This is a genomic window from Streptomyces sp. WMMB 322, assembly GCF_900090145.1.
In the GTDB taxonomy this organism is placed as follows: domain Bacteria; phylum Actinomycetota; class Actinomycetes; order Streptomycetales; family Streptomycetaceae; genus Streptomyces.
Map to the genome: position 1 here is coordinate 227,777 of NZ_FMHI01000002.1, position 26,242 is coordinate 254,018.

Genomic DNA, 26,242 nt, shown 5'->3' on the forward strand with positions numbered 1-26,242 from the left:
GCTCTCTCCTTTGCCTCGCGGCTGCGGCCGGTAGCCGGCGAGAGATTCATCCGCGTTCGGACGGCTGTGACCGGACCGCACAAGGTACTCGTGAATGCGTTCACATTCACAAGACATCGTACGACCGGGCTTTTCGGACACGGCGAGGGGGTCCCCGGAACGCGGAACGCCCCCCGCACCAGGCTTCAGGTGCGGGGGCCGTTCCGCGGGGACGGAAGCCGGGGGTCAGAACTCGCTCTTGCGGAAGGCCGCGGCGGTCTGCAGGAAGATGTCGTTCGCCTCGCTCTCCCCCACCGTGACTCGCACTCCCTCGCCCGGGAACGGCCTGATCATCACGCCCGCCTTCTCGCACAGCCCGGCGAAGGCGCTCGTACGGTCCCCGAGACGCAGCCACACGAAGTTGGCCTGCGAGGCCGGAACCGTCCAGCCCTGTGCGACCAGTTCGCGCGAGACGCGGGCGCGCTCGGCGACGAGCCCTTCGACCCTCTCGAGCAGTTCGTTCTCGCTGCGCAGCGAGGCGACCGCCGCGTCCTGGGCGACCTGGCTGACGCCGAAGGGCACCGCGGTCTTGCGCAGCGCGGCGGCGACGGGCTCGTGCGCGACCGCGAAGCCGACCCGGAGGCCGGCCAGGCCGTACGCCTTGGAGAAGGTGCGCAGCACGCACACGTTGGGGCGGTCACGGTAGAGATCCAGGCCGTCGACGACGGTCTCGTCGCGCACGAACTCGCGGTAGGCCTCGTCCAGAACCACCAGGACATCGTCCGGGACCCGGTCGAGGAACCGCTCCAGGGCGTCCCGCGGGATGGCCACGCCCGTCGGGTTGTTGGGGTTGCAGACGAAGATCAGCCGGGTGCGGTCGGTGACGGCGTCGGCCATGGCGTCCAGGTCGTGCTCCTCGCCGTCGGTGAGGGGCACCTGCACCGACGCGGCGCCGGAGATCTGGGTGATGATCGGGTACGCCTCGAACGACCGCCAGGCGTAGATCACTTCGTCACCGGGGCCCGCCGTGCTCTGCAGCAGCTGCTGTGCGACGCCGACCGAGCCGGTGCCGGTGGCCACATGCTCGACGGGGACGCCGAAGCGGCTCGCGATCGCCTCCATCAGGCCGGTGCAGGCCATGTCCGGGTAGCGGTTGGCCGCGCCGGCGGCGGCGGTCATCGCCTCCAGCACGCCGGGGAGCGGGGGGCAGGGGTTCTCGTTCGAGGACAGCTTGTACGCGGCGGGCCCCGAGGAGGCCGGCCGGCCCGGCTTGTACGTGGGAATGCCTTCGAGCGCGCCGCGCAGCCTGGGCTTGTTCTCACTCACCGCTGACTCCTCCTCGTCCCTGCCGCCTGCATCAATGCTGCTAACCCTAAGAGGAATCAGGCAAGGAGCGTACGGGCTTGCACCATGAGCCCTCTCACGCCCTTCCGCGCTGGTGGCTTGAGCCGTGGCGCGCATCACTCATGAAGGTGAGTTGAGACCTCCTCGCAACATGGCCGTGTCCGTCGGCGCAACCGCCCACCGAGGAGGCCAAAGTTCATGATGGATCGTCAACTTCCATGTATTGCAAGGCAGTTGGCGTGCTCCGCACATGCAGAATCGTGCCTTCTGGGGTCACACTGGAGTGTCCGGCACCCCCTCCGCCACGTGCCTACGATCGGGGCGCCATGACAGCAGCAGAGAAGCATCAGGTAAGCCGGACATCGGCCTCGCGCCGGGCACGCGGGGGGAGCCGGCTGAGCGGACGCGCGGGCATCCGCGATGTCGCCGCCGCGGCCGGTGTCTCGATCACGACTGTCTCCGACGCGCTCAACGGCAAGGGCCGCCTCCCCGACGCCACCCGCAGCCACGTGCGCGAGGTCGCCCAGCGCCTGGGCTACCGGCCCTCGGCGGCCGCCCGTACGCTCCGCACCGGAAAGTCCGGCCTGATCGGACTCACGGTCACCACGTACGGCGAAGAACCGTTCACCTTCACCGAGTTCGCCTACTTCGCCGAGATGGCCAGGGCCGCCACCTCGGCAGCGCTCGCACGGGGATACGCGCTGGTGATTCTTCCCGCCACCTCCTGGCACGACCTGTGGTCGAACGTCGCACTCGACGGCACCGTCGTCATCGACCCCTCCGACGAGGACCCGGTCGTCACCGAACTCGTCCGCTCGGGTCTGCCCGTCGTCTCCGACGGGCGCCCCGCCGGCTCGCTGCCCGTCACCGCCTGGGTCGACAACGACCACGAGGAGGCCGTCCGAGGCCTCCTCGACCACCTCGCCGAGTCAGGCGCCCGCCGCATCGGACTGCTCACCGGCACCAGCACCGACACCTACACGCGGCTGTCGACCACCGCCTACCTGGACTGGTGCGCCCGCGTCGGCCAGGAACCCGTCTACGAGCACTACCCGGCGCACGACCACTGCGCCGGCGCCGTCGCCGCCGACCGGCTGCTGGCCAGGCCCGACCGCCCCGACGCGGTGTACGGACTCTTCGACCCCAACGGCACGGACCTGCTGGCGGCAGCACGCCGCTACGGGCTGCGCGTGCCCGAGGACCTGCTGCTGGTGTGCTGCAGCGAGTCCGGCGTCTACGCCACGACGGAGCCCCCCATCACCACGCTCTCGCTCAAGCCCGGCCGCATCGGCAACACCGTCATCCAGCTCCTGATCGACGCCATCGAGGGCGTCGGCGGCGACGCGCCGGTCCACCATGTGATGCCGACGGACCTCGTCGTCCGCACGTCCTCCCAGCGCCGCCCGCCCCGCACCACCGTCAGCGCGCCCCGCTCCCCCGGGAACAAGCCCGGGCCGGCCGGTCCGGCGGACCCCTGACAGGCATTCGGACCATGCGACGAGCCGCCGACGAGAGGGGGATTTGCGGAGGAATGCGCCAGCCACCGCTCCGCGAGCCGCAATTGCCGCCCCCAGGTGCGTCACAAGCCCCCACCGGCGTTCCTATGATGGGGCGCACGACACCGGGACCCGATCCCGGCCTGTGCAAGTGTGGACCCCTGGTTCGGCGTGACAGGCGAGGGGCGGGCGGCCCCGTCGGAGCAGGCAGGGCGAGGTCCGGACAGGTGCACGGCGGCACGCGATGGTGGAGGGGTCGATGACTCAGGGGGCCGGTCGAGGACCCGCGATGTGGCAGGGCGGCGATGCCGCCGCGCACGGAACCGGGGACCGGGGAACACCCGGGACTCCCGCCGCGCAGCCCCCCGCGGCCGGCACCGTCCCTCACGGCGAGCACGTGCGCACGCCCCCGTCCGCGTGGGAAGACACGTCCGCTCCGTCGCGGGAGACCCCGCGGGAGAAGGAGCACCCCGGCGAACCCGACGAGGGATACACGCCCACCGAGCGGGACCTGCCGGTGGTCGGCTCCGGCGCCTCGGGCGAGGGACACGAGCCGACGCTCGTCGACGTCGCCACCGAGCCCGTGACCGAGGAGGGCTCCGGCCCGCTGTACGTCGTAGGCGATGTGCACGGCTACCTCGACGAGCTGCGCGACGCGCTGCGCGACGCGGGCATCACCGACAGGGACGACAACTGGGCGGCGGGCAACACCCGGCTGTGGTTCCTCGGTGACTTCACCGACCGCGGTCCCGACGGCATCGGCGTCATCGACCTCGTCATGCATCTCTCCGCGCAGGCCGCCGCGGCGGGCGGCTACTGCAAGGCGCTGATGGGCAATCACGAACTCCTTCTCATCGGAGCCAAGAAGTTCGGGGACACGCCCGTCAACTCCAGTGCCGGGACTGCCTCGTTCCAGGCCGCGTGGCTGCTCAACGGCGGCCAGCAGTCGGACATGGAACGGCTCGAGGACCACCACATCCAGTGGATGTCACGCCTCGACGCGATGGCCCTCGCCGACGGCCATCTCCTGCTCCACTCCGACGCCACCTGCTATCTCGAGTACGGCACGACGATCGAAGCCGTCAACGACGCCGTCACCGAAGCCCTGCAGCGCAACGACGCCGACGAGACCTGGGACCTGTTCCGCAAGTTCACCAAGCGCTTCGCGTTCCGCGAGGAGACCGGTTCACTGGCCGCACGCGAGCTGCTCACCGTCTTCGGCGGGCGGCAGATCGTGCACGGCCACAGCCCCATCCCGTATCTGCTCGGCGAAGCGGCGGGCAACGGCGCCGTCGGCACGGGCGACGGAGCGGAGGCCGAGGAGGACGCACTCCCCGAGGTGACCGGCCCGCACCTGTACGCCGACGGTCTCGCCATCGCCATGGACGGCGGCGTGACGATGGACGGGAAACTCCTCGTCACACAACTGCCGTTGGGCGACTGAACAGCCGGGTCCTCCTCCTCGCAACCCGCCGGCGAAACCCCACCCCTCGCTCTGCCGGGGGCCCCGTCCCCGCCGCCCGGCCCGGAAGGCAGCCGGGCGTACGCGGGCCCGGGCAGGCGCACAACGGCGCGGAACGCATTGCTGCGAAGGGTCAATTACCGGAAACTCACCCTCGGGAAGTGCCAAGCTCCCTCTAATATCGGTTCTGCCACTGCGAATTCGCCTATCCTTCGCCGGGGCTGCCCCGCCCTCCCCCTTGGCCTGGTGGCAAGGGAGGCGCCCCCAACCGGCCGCCGAAGGCCCTACGGAGCATCGGGGGATGCACATGAACACCGCTCCGCACCTGCTGCCCGAAGACCGGCCCGATTTCGAACGGGCGGTTGACGAGGCTCTGCGTGACGCAGGCAGGCGTCCTGTCCTGGCTGCGGTGGGCGAGCACATCAGCGCGCAGCAGCTGCGCGTCATGGCTCTCAGCTCAGCGAGCGCCATCGCCGCGGACGCCGCCGAGGAGTACGAGCGGTACGTCGCTCTGCGAACCCGGCTGCGGGGGCCCGCAGCCGACGTCTCCGGCACCGCGGAGTCCGGCCCGTCGTCCTCGGGCCGGCGACCGGACGGCGACGGAAGAGCCGGCGACGGCGAACATCCGGGCGCCGGAGGCGGGTTGAGCCTGGCCGGCGTGAACGCGGGAGTCGGCGAGACGGCGGGCGCAGGCCTGCTCGCCATGGTCTCCGTGCTGGTTCCGCTGCTGGCGGGGTCGGCAGCGGTCATCTTCCTGCTGCTGGGAAATCTGCTGCGGGTGCTCTCGCCGGAGCCGTCCATCGCGTCGCCGATGCGCGACGCGGGCTGGGTCTTCGCCGTGCTGGCCGCCGCCGGGATCGTCGTGGCGATGACCGAGCTGTGGCTCACGGCCAGACGGCACGGGGCGGGCGCCCTCAGGGGCGAGGCGGCGGGAACGGCCGACGGCGCGGAGGGCGAGACCCGGCTGGCCGGGGAGGTCTCGGCTGCCCGCTCGGTCTGGCGCGAAGCGCTGCTGGAACGCGGGATAGTGCCCTTCCTCGCAGACGTTCTGGCAGCTCAGCCGGGCGGGGAGCCGACCGGAGCAGGCACCGGCGGCGACGCCCGTGGGCGTGCGGACCGCGGCCCGGGCTCCTCGTCCGCGTCTGCGACGGATGCAGCGCGCAGCGAGGAGCGAACCCCACGGCTCGGCTACTCGGGCCCCGACTTCTCCAGCCGCAGTCCGTCGGACGGCAAGGAGAGTCTCCGCCCGCGCTACTCGAGCCCGGACTACTCCAGCCCGGACTACGGCGGCCCCGACCACAAACCGGAGTAGCCACCCGCACCCGCGCCGGGACGCACCGGCGTGCCCCGCAGCTGCGGGACGGCCTATTACGACCTCCCTGGACATCACGACCTGGGACGTTCCGCTGCGGCCACGTCCAGGGCGCGCAGCACGTCCGCCGTCAGATCGTCCGGGTCCTCCACACCGACCGACATCCGCACGAAGCCCTCCGGCACGGCGTCCCCGCCCCACCGCCCGCGCCGCTCGGCCGTGGAGCGCACGCCGCCGAAGCTGGTCGCCTCGTCGACGAGGCGCAGCGCCCCGAGGAACCGTTCCGCGTGCTCCTTGCCGGGCAGCGTGAACGAGACGACGCAGCCGAAGCGCCGCATCTGCCGCACAGCCGTCCCGTACGCGGGGTCGTCCGGCAGGCCGGGGTGCCGCACGCCGGTGACCTCCGGGCGGTCGAGCAGTGCGCGTGCGACGGCTAGGGCACCGGCCGCCTGCCGGTGGGTGCGCAGGTCGAGCGTCGCCAGTGAGCGGTGCGCGAGCCAGGCTTCCATCGGCCCGGGAATCGCCCCGGCCAGCTTGCGCCACTGCCGTACCGAGCCGGCGAGTCCGGCGTCGCGGCAGCTGACGTATCCCAGGAGCACGTCGCCGTGTCCGGTGAGCGCCTTGGTGCCGCTCGCCACGGAGAAGTCCGCGCCGAGTTCGAGGGGACGCTGGCCGAGCGGCGTGGCGAGGGTGTTGTCGACGGCGACCAGCGCGCCGCGTTCGTGCGCGGCGTCTGCCAGCCGCCGGATGTCGCACACGTCCAGGCCGGGGTTGGACGGCGATTCGATCCACAGCAGCGAGGCCCCCTCGAGCAGGCCGAGTTGGGCGTCGCCGGCGGTCGGTGCGGTGCGGACCTCCACGCCGAGTTCGCTGAGGCGCTCCCGCACCGGTACGAGGAGGTTGTAGCCGTCGTCGGGCAGTACGACGGCACTGCCGGGGCGGGCACGGGAGAGCAGCACGGCGGAGACGGCGCCCATGCCGGAGGCGAAGGAGACGGTGTGCACGCCCGTTCCGCCGGCGCGCGGCCCGCCGTCCGGCGACTCCAGCTCGCCGATGGCACTTTCGAGGGCGGTCCACGTGGGGTTGGCGTCCCGCCCGTACGCGTAGGGTGCGTCGCCGACGTCTCCCGGCAGGTGGTAGTGGGCCGCGAAGACGGGCCCGGGCAGCGGGGGTTCGTACGGCTGCTCCTCCGGCAGTCCGGCCCGTACGACCCTTGTGGCGTCGCTGTCACTGGTCATGGTTGTGCTCTCCCGTGATGCGCGGCTGCAGGGCCGGTGCCCTGTGCGTCTCCTGGGGCGTGCGTCTCCTGTGCGTCTCCTGGGCGTGCGTTGCCCGTGGGAGTGCGCTCCTCAGCCCAGCGCGGCACGCGCGGCTTCCCCGCACTTCGCGCCGTAGCCCGGCCCGAAAAGGACCGCGTGCACCAGCAGATGGTGGAGCTGATGGAGAGGGACCCGCTCGGCCCGCCCCTCGATGGGACGTACCTCCTCGTACGCGGCGAGGATACGGGAGAGCTGCGGACAGCCGAACAGTTCGAGAAACGCCAGGTCCGTCTCCGGATGACCTCCCTGCGCGGCCGGGTCGATGAGGCGGGCGCGAGGACCACCGCCGGTGGCGGGCAGGGCGCCGGGGGCTGCGGACGTGGTCCAGTGCACGTTGCCGGACCACAGGTCGCCGTGGATGAGCGCCGGCGGCTGCGGCGGGCCGGCGATACGGTCGATCCGCTCGCACAGCCGCTCCACGTCACGGGCGTCGGCGGGTTCGATGCCGCCGCGGTCGACCGCCTGGCGCAGGAACGGCAGAAGCCGGTACTCGGCGTGGAAGGCCGGCCACTCGGCGGGATCGGTGACGGCCGCCGAGGGGGACGGCAGCGGCAGCGACCCGATGTAGGCGCTGCGGCCGGGAGTTCCGTAGGAGAGCGCACTGGTCCGGTGCAGCGCGGCCAGGTCGCGTCCGAGGCTGTGGGCCTGCTCGGGAGTGGGCTCCCCGGGCTCCAGCCATTCCAGTACGAGCAGGTCGTCCTCGACGGCGAGGACGTCCGGCACGGCCACGGTGCCCGTCACCGCGAGGAGGGTGAGCCCGGCGGCCTCGGCGGCGAAGAAGCCGGGCGGGCTGTCGGAGAGGGTCTTCGCGAACACCTTGCGGTGCATTCCGTGGCGTCCGCCCCGCAGCATGATGCTCCAGGCGTCGCAGATGTCCCCGCCCTCCACGGGGAAAGCCCGTGTGGCCTCGTCGGCACCGGTCAGCTGGGCCACTCGGTCGGCGAGCGCGGGCATCAGGAAGTCTCTTCCCCGTGGTGACCGCCGGCGGCGCCCGCGAGCCGTTCCTCCAGGGCCGCGGCCGCCTCGGCGAGGACGCCGGGCACGGCCGCCTCGATGAGGCGAAGCACCTCGTCGAAGCCGTCCGCTCCGCCGTAGTACGGGTCGGGCACGTCGAGGCCGAAGCGATCGTTCACCCCCGTCCCCCCTGACGGGCCCGGGGGGATCCCCGCCGACGCGGCCGGGTCGTAGCTGCGCAGCAGGCGAACCTTCGCGACGTCGTCCGGGGTTCGGGCCATGGCGCGCAGTTCGCGCTCGTGCCCCTCGTCCAGCGCGACGACAAGGTCGTGCTCCCCGAACCAGCCCGGCTCGAACTGCCTTGCACGGTGGGCCAGTTCGTACCCGGCGGCCTCCAGCGTCCCGGTGGTGCGCCGATCGGCCGGCTCACCGACGTGCCAGCCGCCTGTGCCGGCGCTGCTCACCGTGATCCGGTCCTCCAGGCCGGCCTCCGTCACATGGGCGCGGAGGACCGCCTCGGCCATGGGGGAGCGGCAGATGTTGCCGGTGCAGACGAAACAGACGCGGAAGGTGTCCATGCGCTCTCCGTGTTCGCTGTGGTGCCGGGCGCGGGGTCCCGGCCCGGTTACCGGGCTGTCGTTCTCGCTCTCCATCCTCGCGCGCGGGACCGGTCTATCGGTCCCGGTCGGGGAGAACCATGTGCAGGGCCCACGCCACGATCGAGATGATCAGGCCGCCCAGGAACGCCGTTCCGAAGCCGTCGACGTGGAAACTCACGTCGAGCCGGTCCGACAGCCACGAGGTGAGCATCAGCATCAGCGCGTTGATGACCAGCGTGAACAGGCCGAGGGTGAGCACCAGAAGGGGCAGGGATATGAACTTCAGCAGCGGCTTGACCACGAAGTTCACGACACCGAAGATCAGCGCCACGACGACCAGCGTCAGCGCCTTCGAAGCGGTGTCGGCGCCGGTGAGTTCGATGCCGGACACGAGCCACGTCGCGATCGCGAGCGCACCCGCGTTCGCGACCGTCTTGATGAGGAAATTCGTCATAGTGTGATCGTTGCAGAGGCGGACGCCGGGGTCGCACACGGGCCCGCAAGGTCTCCGCGGGGCGATGGGCGGAACGGCGGCGCGCGGGCGCGAGGACGATCGACAAGGGGTGGACGGGGAGATGAAGGAGTTCCGGCTGGAGGAGCTGGAGGCTCAGCGCCTCGTTCACGAGGGCGCATACCTCCAGTTCCTGCGGGAGCGCCACATGTCCGTCGGGCTCTACGCCCTGGACCGGGGCACGAGCGATCCGCAGACTCCGCACAAGCAGGACGAGGTGTACTTCGTCGTCAGCGGCCGCGGAGCGATCACGGTGGGGAACGAGACCACCGCCGTCGCACGGGGCAGCATCGTCTATGTGCCGGCGGGGGTGCCGCACAAGTTCCACCACATCACCGAGGACCTGCGGGTGATGGTCGTCTTCGCGCCGCCGGAGAGCTGAATCCTCCGGGTCCGTCCCGTCCGCACGGCTCAGGGTCGCGGTGGGGGAAGGATCAGGGGAGGGCCGGGGTCCGCGGCACTCCCGGCCCGGCCCCCGGCGCTCTAGCATCGAAAGTGCCGCGATCGAACGAGCAGCGAGAGAACGCACGCGATCGACGCGGAGCGGTGGCCGAGGGTGCCGCCGCGCAGCAGCCCGTAACGCGCCGGTCCGCCCCGAGCGGGACCGGCCCGGCCGACAGGAGCCATGCATGGACGCCAAGGGGATCTTGAGAAGCCTGCCGTGGTGGGTGAAGTGGGTCGCGATCCCGGTCATCGCCGTCGTCGTCTTCGGGGGTCTGATCGCCAGCGTCGTCGGTTTCCTGATCGGTCTCCTCTTCAAGGTGCTGATCTTCGCCGCCCTCGTCGGTGGCCTCATCTACCTGGTCCGGCACTTCACTTCGGCTTCCTCCTCTTCCCGCCGCGACGAGTGGTGACCTCGGGCTCCGTGCGCCCCCGCGGGTACGCCGGCGCGGGCGCGGGCCCGTCGGGGGCCACGGACGTTCCCGTCGGTGCGGTCGCACCTCCTGAGGCACCGGCCGCCGCCCGCCCCCGCCCGGAGGAGACGACCAGGGCGGCCAGCAGCGTCGTGACCGGCACCGAGGCGACCAGCCCGATCGAGCCGACGAGCGTGCGGACGATCTCCTCCGCCACGACCTCGCTCGTCGCCACGGCCGTCACGCCGCTGCGGGCTATGGAGAACAGCAGCATGAGGGGCAGCGCGGCGCCCGCGTAGGCCAGTACCAGGGTGTTGACCACCGAGGCGATGTGGTCGCGCCCGATGCGCATCGCCGCGCCGTACAGCTTCCGCCAGCCGGCGCCCGGATCGGCCTCCTTCAGTTCCCACACCGCCGAGGTCTGCGTGACCGTCACGTCGTCGAGCACGCCGAGCGAGCCGATCAGCACCCCTGCCAGCAGCAGGCCCTGGATGCCGATGCCGGGGAAGAGCCCGTGCACCAGGCCGGTCTGGTCGTCGGTGTTGCCCGTCAGATTCGCCCAGCCGATGAAGAGCGAACCGAGCACGCCGATCAGCAGCAGCGAGATCAGCGTTCCGAGCACGGCCACGGACGTACGGGCGGACAGCCCGTGGCACAGATACAGCGTCGCCAGCATGATCGCGCTGCCCCCGACGACAGCCACCACCAGCGGATTCGAACCCTGGAGTATCGCCGGCAGGATGAACAGGCTCAGCACCGCGAAACTCAGCCCGAGACCCACCAGCGCCCGCACGCCGCGCAGCCGCCCCACCAGCACGACGAACAGCGCGAAGACGCCCGCGAGGACCACCATCGGCAGCTTCCGGTCGACGTCGATGACGCTGTAGCGCAACTCCTTCGGCGCCTTCGCCGCGTAGGCGACGACGACGTCCTGCCCGGCGGAGTAGGTGCGGGTGGCGTCGGGAGTGACGACCTCCGTGAACGTGGAGCCCTTGTCCTTGCCTGCGGTGACCTCGACGGTCGCCTTGCGGCACGCGCCGCCGGGCTTCCCGGTGCCGCCCTGGCCGCCGGCGCCCGCGGACTGGCCGGGGGCCTGGCCGGGCTGCTGCTGCCCGCCGGACGGCTGCGCGTTCACGTCCTCGCAGTCGACGACCCGCACCGCCGTGACACGTGCCGGCAGGGTGGGCCGGTCGAATCCGACGCCGCTGGGCCCGCCCTTCTCGGGCAACCCGCCGGGCCACAGCAGGACGAGCCCCGCGACGACGGCCACGGCGAAGGGGATCAGAACCGCCGCGATGACCTTGCGCAGATGCCGGGAGACGGGAGCCGGGGGGCCGTGGGCGTGCGCGTGGGAGTGCCCGTGCTCGTGCGCACGCCCCTGCCGGCGCTGGTACGCGAGCGCGGCGCGGCGTTCCTCGTCCCGCTCCTGTTCCGGAACCGGAGCGGGTTCGGGGGAGCCTGCTGCGTGCCGGTCCGTCCCGGACCTCGGAGTAGGAGTCACGCCCCGATCATTGCAAAGCCTCCGTCGAAGGGCGGTCTGTTCATCACCACCGTCATACGGCTAGCGTGGGAGTGCCTTTGCAATCGCGGGAGCTCCGAGCACGGGGCTGAGAGGGCGCTGACCTCCGTCGCCGGATCAACGGACGACGGAAGCGGCTGCGTCGACCGCCGAACCTGGTACCGGGTAATGCCGGCGTAGGGAGTTGGTCCCATGACCATGCAGGATGCACGTACGCCCGCGGCCGAGGACGCGCCTCGTGAACTCGGCTGGCACAAGGGGTATCTGAGCGGATCACGCACGGACCTGCGGGTCCCGGTCCGCCGTGTGCACCTCACCAACGACCGGGATGTGACGCTTTACGACACATCCGGGCCGTACACCGATCCCGCCATCGAGACCGACGTGCGCCGCGGGCTCGCACCGCTGCGCCAGAACTGGATCGTCGAACGCGACGACACGGAGGAGTACGCGGGCCGTGAACTGCGGCCCGAGGACGACGGAATCAAGCACACCACGCCACGCGGCGGCGCCCTCGGCCGGAGCCGGGGGAACGGCGGCGGCGACGGCACCGGGGGACTCGACGGCCTCGACGCCGTCTTCCCCGGCCGCCCCCGCAGGCCCCGCCGGGGGCGCGAGGGCCCGGACGGCCACGCGTCCGTCTCCCAACTCGCCTACGCCAAGCGCGGAGTGGTGACCCCGGAGATGGAGTACGTGGCGATCCGGGAGAGCTGTCCGCCCGAGTTCGTACGGGACGAGATCGCGGCGGGCCGGGCCGTACTGCCCGCCAACGTCAACCACCCCGAGACCGAGCCGATGATCATCGGCAAGAACTTCCTGGTGAAGGTCAACGCCAACATCGGTAACTCCGCGGTGACTTCGTCCATCGAGGAGGAGGTGGAGAAGATGACGTGGGCGACCCGCTGGGGCGCCGACACCGTCATGGATCTCTCCACCGGACGCAACATCCACACCACACGCGAGTGGGTGCTGCGCAACTCCCCCGTCCCCATCGGCACGGTGCCGCTCTACCAGGCGCTGGAGAAGGTCGACGGCAAGGCGGAGGAGCTCAGCTGGGAGGTCTACAGGGACACCGTCGTCGAGCAGTGCGAGCAGGGCGTCGACTACATGACGGTGCACGCCGGCGTGCTGCTGCGGTACGTACCGCTGACGGCCCGCCGCAGGACCGGCATCGTCTCGCGCGGCGGCTCGATCATGGCGGCCTGGTGCCTCGCGCACCACCAAGAGAGCTTCCTGTACACGCACTTCGCGGAGCTCTGCGACATCCTGCGCAGCTACGACGTCACCTTCTCCCTCGGGGACGGCCTGCGGCCCGGCTCCGTCTCGGACGCCAACGACGAGGCGCAGATGGCCGAGCTGGACACCCTCGGCGAGCTCAACCGCATCGCCAGGGAGCACGACGTCCAGACGATGATCGAGGGTCCTGGTCACGTCCCGATGCACAAGATCAAGGAGAACGTCGACCGCCAGCAGCGGGTGTGCGACGAGGCGCCCTTCTACACCCTGGGCCCGCTCACCACCGACATCGCACCCGGCTACGACCACATCACCAGCGGCATCGGCGCCGCGATGATCGGCTGGTGGGGCACGGCGATGCTCTGCTACGTCACACCGAAGGAACATCTGGGGCTGCCGGACCGGGACGACGTCAAGACCGGCGTGATCACGTACAAGATCGCCGCTCATGCCGCCGACGTCGCCAAGGGGCATCCCGCCGCGCAGGAGTGGGACGACGCGCTCTCCGACGCCCGGTTCGAGTTCCGCTGGGAGGACCAGTTCAACCTGGCCCTCGATCCGGACACCGCGCGCGCCTTCCACGACGAGACGCTGCCGGCGGAGCCCGCCAAGACGGCTCACTTCTGCTCGATGTGCGGGCCGAAATTCTGCTCGATGAAGATCAGCAGGAGCATCAACGAGCAGTTCGGCTCCGACGAGGACGGGACGCTGAGCGAGGAGGAGATCAGGGCGGGCATGCTCGCCAAGTCCCGCGAGTTCGCCGAGACCGGCAACAGGGTCTATCTGCCCATGGCGGAATGACCTGCTCCCGGCTTTCCCGCTGACGCTCCGCCGGTGCCGCCGGCCTCGGGGAAGCCCCGAGTGACACCGAGCGGTGTCGACCGGCAGCAGCCTGCCCCCGGCCCGGCCCCGTTTTCGCGGGGCCCGGCCCGGGGGCAGCGCTGTTCTTCCGGCTGCGGGGCGGAACTTGGGGGCGGTACGGGAGGGGGCGGCACCGAGTGCACGGACCGGAGCCGGCAGGGCTCGACGGCCGAACCCGAACCCCCTTGCAGGGCGGGGCGGTTCGAGGCTCCCCCCTCATGCCTCGAACCGCCCCCGTGGCGGCTCAACGCGCGAAGAACCGTCCATTCCAGATTAGTTGACTCTGCGTCAGTGTCCAGTGACAGAGAGGATATTATCGATATACCTCTGTGGAGATATTCGCCACGCCCTGTGCACGTTTCCGGGACCGGGGGCTCCGCCGGGGTCGCAGGTACGGATGTCCGTACACCCGCCGCGGATGTCCGTACACCCGCGGCGGGCAATCAGGGTTTGATACGGCACGCCGCGGGCCAGACGTCATCCATGACCCATGAACGTCCCGTGGTCAAGCGCACCGCCCGCGCCCTCCTCCTCGACTCGGACGGCACCGGCACACCCCGCCTCGTCCTGATCAAACGCACCAAGCCCGGCCGCGAGCCGTACTGGATCACTCCCGGCGGCGGCGTGGAGCCGGGCGTGGACGGCACCGTGATCGACGCCCTGCACCGCGAGGTCGACGAGGAACTCGGGGCGAAGGTCACGGACGTGGTCCCCGCCTTCGTCGACACGGTCCCGCACACCACCGAGGACGGCGAGGAAGGCGTGAAGGTGCAGCACTTCTTCGTCTGCCGCCTCGAGTCGATGGACCTCTCACGCAGGCACGGCCCCGAAGTGGACGAGCCGTGCGGCCTGTACGAATTCGTACGGGTGCCCTTCACGCGGCAGGGCATCGCGTCCGTCGACGTCGTGCCTCCCACGCTGAGCGCATACCTCGACAAGAACATCGAAGGCGTACTGGCGCTCCTCGCCCCCGACATGGGATGAGCCGCCGGGGGCGCGCCCGGGGAGACCCGCGTTGCCGCCGCTCCCCTCAGCCGAACCAGCCCTCGAAGGGCCCGGTTTCTCTCACGCCGCGTCGCTGCGCCTCCGCCAGCGCACGCTCGGCCTCCTGACGCCACGCCTCGGGGTCGGAACCGCTCACGGGGAAGCCCGCGGACTGCGCGGCACGTGCGGCGAGCGCTCCGGAGGCCCCGTCCATCGCCGTCGCTCCGGTCTGCTCGCGGGATTCGGCGGAGGCCGCGGCGGCCGGTGAAGCCGAGGATGCGGACGAAGGCTCCGCACCGTCGGGCGCCGCACCGTCGGGCGCCGCAACGTCGGGCGACTCCAGGGCCGGGGAGCGCCGCTGCTCCGGAACGCTGCCGGCCATGAAGGAGATGCGCTGCTCCGTCACCCCGGCCTCCCGGGGAACGGAGTCGACCTCCAGTACGTCGCCCGCCCTGCGGGAGGCGGAAGGGGAGACTGCGTCCGCGCGGCCCTCTTCCCGTGTGTGGCCCGGCAGTTCGCCGTGCGGGGCCGGGAAGGACGACGACGCCGAAGGGGAGGCGGAGGACGGCAGCGAGGACGCCGGCTCCGAAGGGGACGATGAGGACGACGCAGACGATGAGGAGGGAGAGGACGACGAGGACGGCGAAGAGGAGGACGGGACGAAGAGCGACGGCCCGGCCCTCTCCCCGGTCTCCTGCCGCACCGGCGACGCGGGCTCCTGCCGCACCGGCGACGGGGTCTCCTCGCGCCGCGCATGCTCACGTGCCCCGGCTCCGGCCGCGTCCGACGCGACCCGCTCGCGCGCGTCGCGCGCCGTGCCGAAGAAGTCGCCGCCCTTGCGCTTGTAGTCGTCCGTGCCCCAGTCGCGGGCGGTGCGCCGCGGCGCCTTCTGCATCTGCGGTATGTGCTTCGCGCAGTGGATGTAGGCCTCTTCGACCTCGACCCGCACCCACAGCTGTGCCCGCCGGCCCGGCACGGGGTCCTCGGCCAGGTGCGGATACGAGGCGCGAAGTTCCGCGTCCTCGAAGATGGCGGCCCGGCCGTTGATGTGCAGGCCGATGCCCGCCCGGGTGAAGTCGATCAGCATGATGCCCAGGTGCGGGTTCTCCTGGATGTTGCCGAGGCTGGCGTTCACGCCGTTGCCGCGGTACTCCGGGTAGGCCAGCATCCGTTCGCCCAGCACCTGGAGGAACCCGGCCGGACCGGCGCGGAAGCTGCTGTCGCACTCGCCGGAGGCGTCCGCGGTGGCCAGGAAGAACATCTCCTGACGCTCCACGAACTCCCGCATCCGGTCGTTGAGATGGTCGAGGACCTGCTCGTTGTAGAAGCGCTCCGCGCGGTCGGACGTGCCGAGCCGGCGCTGGAGCACCCGCTCTCCGTCACTGCCCGGCCGGTGCCGTCGTCCCTCGGGTGCCGCCCTGTCGTGTTCGTGCTCGTGCCGCGTCCGTGAGTCCTGCCCGACCCACGGACGTGGCTCCTCCGCCTCAGCCACGCCGCTGACCCCTTCCCCTTCCTCTTTCCTGCTGTCGCTCGCGTTCCTGCTGTCGCTCGCGTTCCTGCTCCCGCCCGCGTTCCCTTTCCAGTGCGCCCGGCGCCGCCCTCCTGTTACGCCCGGGAGCCTCGCGCGTGCCGGTGACGGCGCCGCGCGGGTGCGTCTCCCGCGCCCGGCCAGCCGGGACCCGGTCCGTACGGGCTCATCCGGACGTCCGCTCACCGCTGAGGATCAGCTCCGCCAGCGAGTCGTGCCGTATCCGTTCGGCAGGAACACCCGAGGCCACCAGCGCATCGACGCCACTGCGGATCAGGCCGGGCGGGCCCGAGAGGTAGCCGTCGTACGCGGACCACGGCCCGTGCTGCCGCACGGCGTCCGGGAGCTGCCCCGCGAGCGCGTTCGCGAACGCCGACCCGGGCGGGGTGGCGACCACGGGACGCACGGAGAGCCAGCGGTGCTCGCGCTCCAGCCGCATCATCGTGTCCAGGTCGTAGAGATCGTGGTCGCTGCGCGCGCCGTAGAAGACCTCGACGGGTCGGGAACGGCCGTGCTGCGCGACATCCTCCACCAGTGCCCTGATGGGGGCTATCCCTGTGCCGCCGCCGACGCAGAGCATCCCGCTGTCGGTGTCGTGGTCCACGGTCATGTTTCCGGCCGGCGGGCCCAGGCGCAGCACATCGCCGGGGCGGGCCCGGTTCACGAGCGCGCTGGAGACCCACCCGGTGGGGACGGCCTTCACATGGAAGGTGAGCAGCCCGTCGGAGCGCGGCGAGGACGCGAAGGAGTAGTGCCGCCACACGCGCGGCCACCAGGGCGTCTCGACGCTGGTGTACTGGCCCGCGAGGAACGGGTACGGCTGGTCCGGCCGGAGAGTGATCACGGCGATCTCCGACGTGCGCAGCTCGTGCGAGACGACCTCGGCGTTCCACCAGGCCGGTGCGCGCTGCGCGTCTTCGGCGGCGGCATCGATCATGACCTGCGAGATCGTCGTGTAGGCGCGGACCCAGGCCTGCTCGGTCTCGGGGCTCCAGCTCTTCGGCGCGTACTGGGCGAGGGCGCCCAGCAGGCATTCGCCCACGGCGGGATAGTGCTCGGGGAGCGTTCCGTACTTGCGGTGACCGCGGCCCAGGCCCGACAGGTATTCGGACAGCGCGTCCGCCTCGTCGGCCAGCTGCACTGCGGTGAGCAGCGCCCTGAAGAGGCGGTCGCGCTGCGAGTCCATCGACGCGGGGAAGAGGTCGCGAAGCTGGGGCTGCTGGACGAAGAGCAGCGCGTAGAAGTACGCGGTGGCCGCGTCGGCCCGGGGCTCGACCTCTTCGAGCGTCCTGCGTATCAGCTCGGCGTCCTCCGGCCCGGCCGCCTGCGCGGGCGGCGGCGCGGGCGGCGGCGCCGGAGCGGCTTCGTACGGATCGGGGGCGCTTCGGGGCTGCGGCTGTCTCTCGGCCTGCGGGCGGGAGGCGGGCGGTGTCCGGCCGGGCCCGGGAGGCGGCGAGTGGGGCGGGGACTGGGGCCGGGGGGCGGCCGCCGGGGCGGCGGTCCCGTTGCCGCCGTACTGGGCCGGTGCCGGATGTTCCCGCGGCGCCTCCGGGCCGCCGCCGTACCAGGCGCCGGGTGCGGGCGCTCCGCGCTCCTCCTCGCCGGTGCGGGCGGGGCCGGTGCCGGCGGCGTACGGGTCCGGCGGCGCGGGCACCGGCTCCGCGGCCTCTTCGGGCGTCTCGGCCCAGCGCGCCCGGCCGGCTCCGGTGCCGTCGACGATGGGGCTCAGCGGCCGGACGGTCCAGCCTCCGTCGCCCACCGGGCGGCGGGCGGGCCCGCGCTGCTCGTTCTGCCCGCCGGGCTGCCTGTTCTGCTCGGGGCCCCGCTGCGTCCGCTGCCTCTGCTCGTCCTGCTGATCGTGCTGGTCCTGCTCTTGGGACGCTGCTGCTTCCGTGGCAGGCCGTGAGCGGGTGAACCAGCCCCAGCCGCTGTCGTCGTCTCTTCTGCCGTCCCCCGCGGACGGACCGTTTCCGGCCGATGTGGTCGTCATGGTCTGCCTCGCCTCGAACTCGTACGAAGAATCTGCGCAGCACGCATTCGGAACGCGTTCTGGTGGTGCCGCCCCCTGACACCGACTGCGGAATCTCTGCCGTACCGCGCGCGATGCGGAGTCGACCATACCGTTATCACTTCGCCACACAAGTCCCATCCGGGCAGGGGGCGAATTACGTGACGTGCACCACTCGCGGGGAACTACCGACTCTTGCGGACAAGTCCGTAGGCCTCACGAAGATCTTTTCCCACGTACTCGGCGGTGGCGAGGTCTCTGACGTGGCTGTCGGCATTCACCGCCACCGACACCGGCACCGCGGCGAACAGCGCCGCGTCCGACATCGAGTCGCCGTAGGCCACGCATTCGTTTCTCGATACACCGAATTCCGCGCAGAGTTCGTCCGCTATCCGTACCTTGGCCTCCGCTGAGAGAATCCCGGCCGGATCCGGTTGCCGCCGGAAGGGGACGGCGGGCCAGCGGGAGCCGTACGTGGCGTCCACGCCTCCGCCTTCGGCGCCCCCGTCGTCCGTACCACCGGTCCTCGCACCGGTGCGGAGGGCGCCGGCCGGATCACCCGGTGAGGTGCTCGGAGCATGCGGAAGTTCCGGGGAACGCGACGGCGGAGCCCGGTGAAGCAGTCTGCCGACGAAGAAATCCGGCGAGAGCGATATCACGGCGGAGCGCTCGCCACGCTCGCGGATCTCCGCCCACACTTCGCGAATTCCCGAAAGCCACGGGGCTCCCATGAAAGCCGCGGTAATGTGATCCTCCGTCAGTTCCGACCACAGCGCGCAGGCGCGGCCGGCGAAATCCGGCGGCGTCATTCCCCCTGCGGCGAAGGCCAGTTCGAGCTCGCGAATCTCCGCGTCGAGGCCGAGTTGACGTGAAATCTCCACGGCCGCCGAAGAACCGTGGATCAACGTCCCGTCGAGGTCGAAGAGATGAAGCCTGGGCGGACGCCCTGACGACCGGGAGAACGAAGAGGCCATACCGCCGATCGTAGTGCGGACCCGTGAACCGGCCGAGGCCGCTGCGAGCCGGCCGCCGGAGAGACGGGCCCGCCGGCACGGCCGGACGCCGGGACGACGAGGACGCGGGACGACAAGGGCGCGGACAGAGGTGAGCGCGAAACGACGTGCGGAGTCGCACTGCGACCGATGCAACAAGCGTGCGGTCAGGGCGGGTTCGTTGCGAAAACCGGCCCAACACCGCAGAGCCCGCAGACGTTGCACACAAGCCCGGTTGCGCACTTTCCGACCGAGTCCAACCTCTGGCCAATACCGGGGCGTAAGCTGCGATCATGAGCACCGGGACCCCATCCACGCCGTCAAAGCCGTCGTCACCGGCAGCGGCACCGTCACCGTCGAGGCCGATCACCATGCGGCGCGCGACGGCCGGCGACGTACCGGCCCTCGTCTCCATGCTCGCCGACGACCACCTCGGCGCCCAACGGGAGAGCCCCGACGAACCCGCCGTCTACCGCGAGGCGTTCGACCGCATCGACGCGGACCCGCACCAGCACCTCGTCGTCGCGGAACGCGAGGGCCGTCCCGTCGGCACTCTCCAACTCACCGTCATCCCCGGCCTGTCCAGGAAGGGATCGAGCCGCGCCCTCATCGAGGGGGTCCGCGTCCGCGCGGACGTACGCGGTGACGGCCTCGGCAGCAGACTGATCCAGTGGGCCGTCGACGAGGCCCGCCGCCAGGGCTGCGCCATCGTGCAGCTCACCTCCGACGCCACGCGCATCGAAGCCCACCGCTTCTACGAACGGCTCGGCTTCGAAGCGTCCCACCTGGGCTTCAAGATGCAGCTCTGACGCAGGATGCAGCTCTGACGCGGCGGATTCCGTCGTCGGGGCGTCGGCCTGCGGACGGGCGTCGACCTTCGAGCGGGCGTCGGCCCGGAGCGGGAGCTCGGCGCCAACGAGACGTGCGCTTGCCGGCCGCGCTCAAGTCCCCTCTGATTGACCGGTCCTGCTCACCGGTCCTGTTCACCGGTCCTGTTCGCCGGTCCTGTTCGCCGGTTCTGATTCACCGGTCTCCGGCAGTACGGCGTCACCGGCCCCCGCCCTCTCCCCGCAGGATGTGCACACGATCCCGGCGTCCAGCTGCCCGCCACAGCCGTGGGTGAAGACCGTCGGACCCGCCGGGGCACCGGGAACCCACCGCATGCCCCAGCGCATGAGGCCGAGCATCGCCGGCGCGAGCTCCCGGCCGGCCCGGGTGAGGTGGTATTCGTCGCGTGGCGGACGCTCCGAGTACGGCACTCTCCTCAGGACGCCACCGTCGACGAGCGTGCGCAGCCGGGTGGCGAGCACGTCGCGGGGGGCACCGGTGTTGCGGACGATGCCGTCGAATCGGTGCACGCCGTAGAACACCTCGCGCAGCGCCAGCAGCGACCACTTCTCGCCGACGACGTTCAGCGCCGAAGCCAGCGAGCACTCCCGCGGGTTCACCTCTCTCCTCGCCATGCGGTCATCCAACCAGGCGCACGGTTGGAAAACCAAACCCTTGTGCTAGGGTCCACGAGCCAGTTGGTTGTGAATTCCAACTCACCCCGTTCCGGGAGGACTTCGTGCACAGCGCAGCTCTCGCGCTCACCGCCCTCGTCGCCGCTCTCCACCTCGGCTTTCTGATACTGGAGATGTTCCTGTGGCGCACACCCCGCGGCCGGGCCGTCTTCGGCACCACGGCCGAATTCGCCGAGCAGTCCGCCCCTCTCGCGGCCAACCAGGGCCTCTACAACGGCTTCCTGTCCGCAGGGCTGGCGTGGGGCCTCGTCGCACAGGAGCCGACGGGCCCCCAGGCACGGATCTTCTTCCTGTGCTGCGTCGTCGCCGCGGGTCTCTACGGCGCCCTGACCGTCAGCCGCCGCATCCTCTACGTCCAGGCCCTTCCGGCTGCCGCGGCGCTGGCCCTGACACTCGCCGCCTGAAGCGAGGAACGGCGAGGAACGGCGAGGAACGGCGAGGGACGGTGAGGGACGGTGAGGGACGGGGGTCGACGGTCACGGACTGGTCCCACGCGGCACGCTCCGCCAGGACTTCCAGGAGCAATCCGGCCGTCCCCCGTGAACCGTCCTCGGCGAGGAGGTGCCGGGCCCCTTCCGTCCGCACCCGCAGCGGACCAGGAACGGCCGTGGCCACGCCGGCACGTGGTCAATACCGCCACAACGTCCGGGAAGGCTGCAGGACTTGAGCGTCGTGGAGAGGCTCGCAGAGGGCGCGGAGCGGCGCCTGCCAGAAGCGGCGCAGGGCTTTGACGGCCAGGAGTCTGGACTCGATGTCCAAAGAGCCGGCAGCGGACGTGGCAGCACCGAGGCCGTTCGACTGCAGGACTTCGACAAGGTGATGGAGGGTGCCTCCGCAGATGCCGGTCACAGCGGGGGTGTCGGTGACGTTGGAGAGCGTGCCGCCGGTCGCCCGGGCGCTGGTCTCCAACGAGGCCACCAGCCGCACGAGGTGGACGGGCCCGTCGTGGGAATCCTGGACCACCTCGCGCGAGACCGCTTCGAGTTCGTCACCGCCGGTCCCCGACCAGGCGGCGAGGAGCCGGGTCAGCGGCGCGGGATCGATCAGCCGGTCCTCGGTGCCGCCGTAGTCGGCCGCCTTCACCCACGGAATAGGCAGGTGGCGTGCAGGGTCCTCGCGAGAGCTCCTACGGGACATGCACCCCCCGTTTCGCTGCTCGCGCGCGGTCTCACCGGGAGGTCGCAGTCGCCCGTCCCTGCTGCAGTCTCGGCTCCAGGGCTTCCGGCTCGCATTGCCGACTCCCGGAAGTCTTCGGCGGCCCTCGGCTTCCGCATCGCCGTGTGCGCGGACGCGTCGACGGTCTCCCGGCGGGCAGGCCGATAGCCCGTACCGGAGGCCGCCTCCGCGCCGCACGCCCGATGCCGGGCCTGATGCTGTGCGATGCCGGTGCGGTACGGGGCCGGCCCGGCCTGTACGCCGAACCGGCCCCTTCCCGCACAGGAGGCTCGTCAAGTCACCCCGGGAACACCCCCCTTCCGGGCCGCGAGCGGGGCACGCACGTTCCGCCCCCGGGCTCCGGGCCAGTGACACTCGGCCCGGAGCACATGGGCGTCCCGCCTCACACCTGCCTCCTCACCCCTGTCCCCCTCACCCCTGCCTCCTCCTGCGCACAGCGAGCGCCGACCCGCCGACGGCCAGAACGGAGGCCGCCGCCATGACCACGAGCGCCACGGTGCGGTCGACCCCCAGAATCGTCCCGCCCTCGTCCGGCTTCGCTTCGGCGACGGGCTCCGCGAGTTTCCGCTCCCGGCAGGCGTCCGGAGCGGCCGCGGCACGTGCGCCGTCGGCGACCTCGAACTGGAAGGATCTGGTCTGGCGGTCCCCGTCGGCAGCCGTGACGCGGTAGGTGAGTGTCGTCACCCCCGCGGGCAGGGAGCCGACGGCGGCGCACACGACGGAGTCGTCCGCCACCACCGGCTTCCCCACGGGCACGGAAGCGCCGTCGGCTCCGGTCAGGGTGACCTCCGGCGTGGTGCCGGAGGCCAGTGACGGGAACGTCAGGGAGATGACGCCCGTTCCGGTTCCGACCCGGGAGCCAGGAGCCGGCGTCGATTCCTCCAGCGGGCTGTGGGCCTGTGCGGGGCCGCCGAGCAGCACAAGCCCGCACAGGCACCCCGGCAGCACCGCCGATGTCGTCAGAACTCGAAGTCGGCGCATGCGATCCGGTTGTCCTGAGCGTCATGGGGGTGGACGACGAGGGCGACCGCCTTCTTGCCGGTCTTCTTCTTGTTGTTCACCGTCGTCATGCCCTTGCCGGACTTGTCCGCCTTGAACATCAGGTGGATCTCGTTCGGGGGCTCGGCCGGCCCTCCCTTCTTGAACTGGAAGTGTTCACCGCCGTTGTCGGCGGAGCAGCGCTGTGCGTGGAGGTGTGCCATGTAGGTGTCTCCCGGCTTCAGCCCTGTCAGGGAGACGGTCACCGTGGTGCCTTTCGGCCCCTGCGCCTGCCAGGCCGTGCCCTTCACCTCGTCCATGCCGGGCGGGCGCGTGTCCAGCAGCTTGAAGGAGCCCTCGACCGCTTCGGCATCGGGGATCTTGTTCGCAGGCGTGGCGGAGGGGTCCCCCATCGCCTTGCCGTGCATCCCGTCCATGCTCTTGGACTTGGACGGGGACGCGGAGCCGGCCGGCTTCTTGGAAGAACTGCCGGAGGAGTCGCTTCCGCAGCCGGACAACAGGGCCGCCGCCGCAGCCACGGCGGTGCAGCAGACCGCAACCCGGAGACGGGCCGGACGCGGAGACGGGCCCCGCTCGGACAGCGTGGGCCGTGCCGCTGACGTGATGTCAGTCAGTGGCATATGACCAATCGTGCGGTGGTTCATGGAAACTCCCGGTCGATGACGGAGGCCGGGCCGTCCCGAACGCCTCACGGCACACCGCTGCGGCGCACCGCGCGGCAGGGACACGGCCCATGCCAGGTGGACGGTCCGACGCGCGCAGGGGCTCGCCGGACGGTCGCCTGTCGCACCCGGCCGGTTCACCGCCGGTCACCGGGCAGATGTCACTGCCCGACGGCGTGCAGCGCCCCGGGAGACAGGCGACTTGCCGCGCCGCCGCCATGTGGCGGGCCTCTGCGGACGACGACGTGTTTCAGTGCCGTGAGGACGGGCTGCCAGTGCTCCCCGCCATGGACGACCGTCCGCCACGACGGTGCTGCGCCACCGCTCCGCGCATGCGAAAGGGCCCGGAAGACACGGCGCAGCGGGGCGAACAGGACAGCTCCCAGCGTCCGGCCGATGCGGTGGACCGCGGCTTCGCCGCGCCACAGCCACAGCCCGCACATGACGGCGGCCAGCAGATGCGCCAGGAGCATCCCGGTGGAACCCCCGTGCGTGACGACGGAGACGAAGGACGAGCCGGCGGATTCCGTGGCCCCCGCGCCGCCCATATGCTCCCCGTGGTGCATCGCCATGCCCGCGTGGGACACCGTCATCGCATGCGAGTGGGAGCCGTGATGAGCGTTCGCCGTGGCATGCGCCGTGCCCGTGGGGCCCGTTGCCCAGGGCGCGAAGGTGAAGAGCAGATGCAGCAGCGCCTGGGTCAGGACCGTGGTGCCGATGACCGCGGGGGCGCCCCGCTCCCGGCCGGTCAGCCACCACCCGCCCAGGACGCCGCCGGAGAAGGCGATGCCCGCTGCCCACCAGGGCAGGACCTCACGGGACATCAGGGCGTGCCCCCATGCCGTGGTCACCACGCACACGGCTGCGAAGACCGCGGAACGTGCCAGGCGGACGATGCCGGCGACCGGGCCGGCAGCACCGGCCTCGCCGCGGTCCCGGCTCCCTCCGCCACCGCGGCGACGCGTCCGGGACGACATGGGACAACTCCTCGCAGCCCAACGGGCCTTCTGCCTCTTCACGGGTGCCGGGCGAGGGGTTCGTCCGGTCGTTCCCGGGCGCTCCCCGGGTCACGCGCGGACCGTACCGGATGCCGAGGTGGCGGGGGCGGCTTCTGGCACGGAAGGCGAATCAGGCGGTCCGTGACGGCTGGGGGGCGCGCACAGCGCGTGCCGGTTCCGGTCGCTTCGTCGCCCGTACGTCTGTGCCGTGGGGTTCTCGGTGCGACGGGCCGGCCATCAGCACGATCCCAGTCATGACGCGATCACCCCCGGGGCCGGCCTGTGCAGTCGCGGCGGCACCCGGCGCCCCCGGCCGTCCTCGACGGTCGGCCCGGAGCCGTTCGGGAGCCGGTCGATCTGCACGGGCGGGCCGCACCATACTGGGGGTCATGCGCGTCGACTTCGATCCCCGGACGATGTCCAGCCGGGACTTCTACAAGTTCATGACCGCCACCGTCGTGCCACGGCCCATCGCGTGGGTGTCCACGGTGAACCGGGACGGTGACGGCGACAACTTGGCCCCGCACTCCTTCTTCAATGTGGCCTGCGTCAGCCCGCCGATCGTGCAGTTCACCTCCGTCGGGCGGAAGGACACGCTGCGGAACATCGAAGCGACCGGGCAGTTCGTCGTCAGCCTCGCTCCGGAGCCCATGTTCGAGCAGATCAACGCCACGTCGACGGATTTTCCCGCCGGCATCAGCGAGTTCGACGAGGTCGGGATCGAGCGGGAACAGAGCCGGCACGTGAAACCGCCGCGGGTCGCCGGCTCGCCCGCCGCGTTCGAGTGCGAGCTGCACTCGACGCTGCTGCTCGGGAACTGCACCGTGGTCTTCGGCCGGGTCGTGCACGCCGTCGTCGACGAGGAGGCCCTCGCCGACGACGGACTGCCGGACGTCACCCGGCTCAAGCCGCTCACCCGCCTCGGCCGGGACCAGTGGGCGAAGACCGGCGACCTCCTGGAGATCGCCCGCGTCCCCTACGAGGAGTGGCAGCAGCGCTGACCCCGTCGGACGGGCGTCTGCCACCGTCGGACGGGCGGATCAGCGCAGTCCGGCGAAGAGATCGTTCTCGGGTACGGCCGCTCCTGTGGCGTCCTTGACACGTACGAAGGTCTCCATGCCCATCAACTCGCCGAACCTCTCCTTGCCCATCCTGAGGAAGAAGATGTTCTCGCCCTGACTGGCGTGCGCGGCCAGCGCATCGAACTTCTGGCTGCTGAACGCCGTGGTGTCCACCCACGTGGTGATCTCGTCGTCGGGGAGGCCGATCTCGGCCATGGCCGCGGCCTCGGCAGGGTCCGGCTCCGGCATGTCCGGATCGAACTCGCGCATGATCTCCCCGAACCGCTGCATGCCCGAGCGGGGGATCGTCGTCCAGTACACCTTCGGTGTCAGCGCGGTCGTCTCCAGTGCCGCCATCGTGATGCGGTGGGCCTGGATGTGGTCGGGGTGGCCGTAGAAGCCGTTCTCGTCGTACGTGACGACCACATCGGGTCGGTAGTACTGCATGAGTTCCGCAAGCCGGGCGGCGCCTTCCTCCACGGGGGTCTGCCAGAAGGACCCGGGGGCGTCGTTGCTCGGCCAGCCCGCCATCCCGGAGTCGGCATAGTCCAGCATCTCGAGATCGCTGATCTTCAGGACGTCGCAGCTCGCCCTGAGTTCCTGCCGGCGCATCAAGGCGACGGCCGCCGGATCGTGCTCGGGATCGCCCGGCTTGACGCCGCCCGGTCCGTCACCGCAACCGCCGTCGGTGCACGTCACGAGAACCGTGCGGATGCCCTCCGCCGCGTACCGCGCGAGGACCCCTCCGGTTCCGGTGGCCTCGTCGTCCGGGTGGGCGTGTACTGCCATGAGCGTCAACGGCCGGTCAGTCATGGAACAGTCCTCCTGCAGAAAACGTCAACGTCATGGCCCGAGTGAACGGCAG

General features: G+C 71.2%; 24 protein-coding genes, 1 pseudogene and 1 riboswitch. Of the genes and pseudogenes, 10 read left to right on the forward strand and 15 right to left on the reverse strand.

Annotated features, from left to right (window positions below; translation table 11 throughout):
• Positions 1 to 225: 225 nt before the first annotated feature.
• Positions 226 to 1,305, reverse strand: coding sequence for a histidinol-phosphate transaminase (hisC, locus tag H180DRAFT_RS04515; RefSeq protein ID WP_055484661.1), 1,080 nt, complete (start codon positions 1,303 to 1,305; stop codon positions 226 to 228).
• A gap of 344 nt (positions 1,306 to 1,649) precedes the next feature.
• Here hisC and H180DRAFT_RS04520 point away from each other — a divergent pair, with 344 nt between their 5' ends.
• The 3 genes from H180DRAFT_RS04520 to H180DRAFT_RS04530 all read left to right on the forward strand — a co-directional run bounded on the left by H180DRAFT_RS04520 (position 1,650) and on the right by H180DRAFT_RS04530 (position 5,593).
• Positions 1,650 to 2,801, forward strand: a complete 1,152-nt coding sequence (locus tag H180DRAFT_RS04520; RefSeq protein ID WP_055484662.1) for a LacI family DNA-binding transcriptional regulator — start codon at positions 1,650 to 1,652, stop codon at positions 2,799 to 2,801.
• Between the two features lie 262 nt (positions 2,802 to 3,063).
• A complete protein-coding gene (locus H180DRAFT_RS04525; protein ID WP_055484663.1) occupies positions 3,064 to 4,263 on the forward strand; it encodes a metallophosphoesterase in 1,200 nt (399 codons plus the stop codon).
• Positions 4,264 to 4,582: 319 nt separating this feature from the next.
• Positions 4,583 to 5,593, forward strand: a complete 1,011-nt coding sequence (locus tag H180DRAFT_RS04530) for a hypothetical protein (RefSeq protein WP_055484664.1) — start codon at positions 4,583 to 4,585, stop codon at positions 5,591 to 5,593.
• A gap of 74 nt (positions 5,594 to 5,667) precedes the next feature.
• Here the strand turns inward: H180DRAFT_RS04530 and H180DRAFT_RS04535 are convergent, their stop codons facing one another.
• The 4 genes from H180DRAFT_RS04535 to H180DRAFT_RS04550 all read right to left on the reverse strand — a co-directional run bounded on the left by H180DRAFT_RS04535 (position 5,668) and on the right by H180DRAFT_RS04550 (position 8,919).
• Positions 5,668 to 6,831 carry a cystathionine gamma-lyase gene (locus H180DRAFT_RS04535; protein ID WP_055484665.1) on the reverse strand — a complete coding sequence of 388 codons (1,164 nt, stop codon included), beginning with the start codon at positions 6,829 to 6,831 and terminating at the stop codon, positions 5,668 to 5,670.
• 111 nt (positions 6,832 to 6,942) lie between these two features.
• Positions 6,943 to 7,866 (reverse strand): fructosamine kinase family protein, encoded by a 924-nt coding sequence (locus tag H180DRAFT_RS04540; protein ID WP_055484666.1) that lies wholly within the window; start codon positions 7,864 to 7,866, stop codon positions 6,943 to 6,945.
• Positions 7,866 to 8,444: a low molecular weight protein-tyrosine-phosphatase gene (locus H180DRAFT_RS04545; RefSeq protein ID WP_055484667.1), complete on the reverse strand. Its 579-nt coding sequence runs from the start codon at positions 8,442 to 8,444 to the stop codon at positions 7,866 to 7,868. The genes H180DRAFT_RS04540 and H180DRAFT_RS04545 overlap by 1 nt, the downstream gene beginning before the upstream one ends.
• A gap of 94 nt (positions 8,445 to 8,538) precedes the next feature.
• Positions 8,539 to 8,919 carry a phage holin family protein gene (locus H180DRAFT_RS04550; protein WP_055484668.1) on the reverse strand — a complete coding sequence of 127 codons (381 nt, stop codon included), beginning with the start codon at positions 8,917 to 8,919 and terminating at the stop codon, positions 8,539 to 8,541.
• A gap of 121 nt (positions 8,920 to 9,040) precedes the next feature.
• Here H180DRAFT_RS04550 and H180DRAFT_RS04555 point away from each other — a divergent pair, with 121 nt between their 5' ends.
• Positions 9,041 to 9,358, forward strand: a complete 318-nt coding sequence (locus tag H180DRAFT_RS04555) for a cupin domain-containing protein (protein ID WP_055484911.1) — start codon at positions 9,041 to 9,043, stop codon at positions 9,356 to 9,358.
• A 247-nt stretch (positions 9,359 to 9,605) separates the two neighbouring features.
• On the forward strand, positions 9,606 to 9,830 hold the full coding sequence (locus tag H180DRAFT_RS04560) for a DUF5326 family protein (RefSeq protein ID WP_055484669.1): 225 nt from the start codon (positions 9,606 to 9,608) through the stop codon (positions 9,828 to 9,830).
• Here H180DRAFT_RS04560 and H180DRAFT_RS04565 read toward each other — a convergent pair.
• Positions 9,790 to 11,331, reverse strand: coding sequence for a YibE/F family protein (locus tag H180DRAFT_RS04565; RefSeq protein ID WP_079099841.1), 1,542 nt, complete (start codon positions 11,329 to 11,331; stop codon positions 9,790 to 9,792). The two genes, H180DRAFT_RS04560 and H180DRAFT_RS04565, sit on opposite strands and share 41 nt — an antisense overlap.
• 75 nt (positions 11,332 to 11,406) lie before the next feature.
• Positions 11,407 to 11,549: riboswitch (TPP riboswitch) on the forward strand.
• Here H180DRAFT_RS04565 and thiC point away from each other — a divergent pair.
• Entirely contained in the window at positions 11,542 to 13,386 is a 1,845-nt protein-coding gene (gene thiC / locus H180DRAFT_RS04570; RefSeq protein ID WP_055484670.1) for a phosphomethylpyrimidine synthase ThiC, read from the forward strand. It overlaps the preceding riboswitch by 8 nt.
• Before the next feature lie 543 nt (positions 13,387 to 13,929).
• On the forward strand, positions 13,930 to 14,430 hold the full coding sequence (locus H180DRAFT_RS04575) for an NUDIX domain-containing protein (protein ID WP_055484671.1): 501 nt from the start codon (positions 13,930 to 13,932) through the stop codon (positions 14,428 to 14,430).
• A gap of 793 nt (positions 14,431 to 15,223) precedes the next feature.
• Here the strand turns inward: H180DRAFT_RS04575 and H180DRAFT_RS30045 are convergent.
• The 3 genes and pseudogenes from H180DRAFT_RS30045 to H180DRAFT_RS04590 form a co-directional block, all read right to left on the reverse strand.
• A pseudogene (locus tag H180DRAFT_RS30045) lies at positions 15,224 to 15,799 on the reverse strand (pyridoxamine 5'-phosphate oxidase family protein); the annotation flags it as partial.
• 325 nt (positions 15,800 to 16,124) lie between these two features.
• Positions 16,125 to 17,948, reverse strand: a complete 1,824-nt coding sequence (locus H180DRAFT_RS04585; protein ID WP_055484672.1) for a globin domain-containing protein — start codon at positions 17,946 to 17,948, stop codon at positions 16,125 to 16,127.
• Between the two features lie 203 nt (positions 17,949 to 18,151).
• A complete protein-coding gene (locus tag H180DRAFT_RS04590; RefSeq protein ID WP_055484673.1) occupies positions 18,152 to 18,940 on the reverse strand; it encodes an HAD family hydrolase in 789 nt (262 codons plus the stop codon).
• Between the two features lie 389 nt (positions 18,941 to 19,329).
• On the opposite strand from H180DRAFT_RS04590, the gene H180DRAFT_RS04595 reads away from it, so the two are divergent.
• Positions 19,330 to 19,767, forward strand: coding sequence for a GNAT family N-acetyltransferase (locus H180DRAFT_RS04595; protein WP_055484674.1), 438 nt, complete (start codon positions 19,330 to 19,332; stop codon positions 19,765 to 19,767).
• Between the two features lie 174 nt (positions 19,768 to 19,941).
• Here H180DRAFT_RS04595 and H180DRAFT_RS04600 read toward each other — a convergent pair whose 3' ends face one another.
• Positions 19,942 to 20,421: a winged helix-turn-helix transcriptional regulator gene (locus tag H180DRAFT_RS04600; RefSeq protein WP_055484675.1), complete on the reverse strand. Its 480-nt coding sequence runs from the start codon at positions 20,419 to 20,421 to the stop codon at positions 19,942 to 19,944.
• Between the two features lie 104 nt (positions 20,422 to 20,525).
• Between H180DRAFT_RS04600 and H180DRAFT_RS04605 the strand changes: the two genes are divergently transcribed.
• Positions 20,526 to 20,885, forward strand: coding sequence for a DUF1304 domain-containing protein (locus H180DRAFT_RS04605; RefSeq protein WP_055484676.1), 360 nt, complete (start codon positions 20,526 to 20,528; stop codon positions 20,883 to 20,885).
• 223 nt (positions 20,886 to 21,108) lie between these two features.
• On the opposite strand, the gene H180DRAFT_RS04610 is transcribed toward H180DRAFT_RS04605, so the two are convergent.
• From H180DRAFT_RS04610 to H180DRAFT_RS04625, 4 genes are all read right to left on the reverse strand, one after another.
• Entirely contained in the window at positions 21,109 to 21,618 is a 510-nt protein-coding gene (locus H180DRAFT_RS04610; protein WP_139151360.1) for a hypothetical protein, read from the reverse strand.
• Positions 21,619 to 22,068: 450 nt separating this feature from the next.
• Positions 22,069 to 22,638, reverse strand: a complete 570-nt coding sequence (locus H180DRAFT_RS04615) for a copper resistance CopC family protein (protein ID WP_055484678.1) — start codon at positions 22,636 to 22,638, stop codon at positions 22,069 to 22,071.
• Entirely contained in the window at positions 22,617 to 23,276 is a 660-nt protein-coding gene (locus H180DRAFT_RS04620; RefSeq protein WP_107097574.1) for a superoxide dismutase family protein, read from the reverse strand. Before H180DRAFT_RS04620 ends, H180DRAFT_RS04615 begins: the two co-directional genes overlap by 22 nt.
• A gap of 203 nt (positions 23,277 to 23,479) precedes the next feature.
• Complete coding sequence (locus tag H180DRAFT_RS04625) at positions 23,480 to 24,295, reverse strand: hypothetical protein (RefSeq protein WP_254665874.1); 816 nt, start codon at positions 24,293 to 24,295, stop codon at positions 23,480 to 23,482.
• Positions 24,296 to 24,705: 410 nt separating this feature from the next.
• Here H180DRAFT_RS04625 and H180DRAFT_RS04630 point away from each other — a divergent pair, with 410 nt between their 5' ends.
• Positions 24,706 to 25,317: a flavin reductase family protein gene (locus H180DRAFT_RS04630; RefSeq protein ID WP_055484679.1), complete on the forward strand. Its 612-nt coding sequence runs from the start codon at positions 24,706 to 24,708 to the stop codon at positions 25,315 to 25,317.
• A gap of 39 nt (positions 25,318 to 25,356) precedes the next feature.
• Here H180DRAFT_RS04630 and H180DRAFT_RS04635 read toward each other — a convergent pair whose 3' ends face one another.
• The gene (locus H180DRAFT_RS04635; RefSeq protein WP_055484680.1) at positions 25,357 to 26,190 is read right to left on the reverse strand and encodes a PIG-L family deacetylase; all 834 of its coding nucleotides are present in this window, start codon (positions 26,188 to 26,190) and stop codon (positions 25,357 to 25,359) included.
• Positions 26,191 to 26,242 lie beyond the last annotated feature (52 nt).